This window comes from Pseudomonas sp. 05N432 (assembly GCF_056396945.1).
Genome location: NZ_JBFTMM010000074.1, coordinates 1 through 576, shown reverse-complemented (window position 1 = coordinate 576; position 576 = coordinate 1). Strand labels below are relative to the sequence as shown.

Genomic DNA, 576 nt, shown 5'->3' with positions numbered 1-576 from the left:
GTAGATCTCTTCGCCGACGGGGCCGGTGACGCGGGCGGTCTGGCAGACCAGCGCCGGTCTTTGTGCCGGCAGCGGTGGCCGGTAGAACACGTCCCAGGGAATGGCGCTGAAGCGGTTGCGATAGCCTTGGGTAAAACCGTCTTCGGGTTGGGTGTCGCTGGTGATCGCTTCCTCCAGTGACTGAGGTTGCTTGCCTGAGTGGGTCACACCGAGCAGCAGCCACAGATCGTTGTACGTTTCGCGCGGATGCTCGGTCAGCTTGAAAAAGTGGCCACTGCGCAGGGTCGGCTGGTCGCTTTCGCCCTCGGCCAACTGGTAATCGGTTCGGTGCCGCTCCAGCGCCTGCCGGGCGAGCTGTTTGGCGCGTTTTTCACTCTCGAATAACTGCGGGTAGCGATAGTCTTCAAGTTCCGGGCGGAACTCGGCGGTGAAGCGACTTTCCAGCAACAGGCTCGGGCGCTTCAGGTCATAGTCCCGGCGTGTGACCTTGCTGGTGCGGGTGCTGAAACGCTGGGAGAACTGGCTGATCACCGAATGCTCCGCCAGCATGCCGGCGTCTTGCTGATACGGGGTTTC

At 62.2% G+C, this 576-nt stretch carries 1 protein-coding gene; it reads right to left on the bottom strand.

Annotation, left to right across the window (positions count from 1 at the left end):
- Positions 1–576, bottom strand: a 576-nt coding sequence (locus AC1DHT_RS29275; protein ID WP_442114863.1) for a contractile injection system protein, VgrG/Pvc8 family, incomplete at both ends; no start/stop codon positions are given.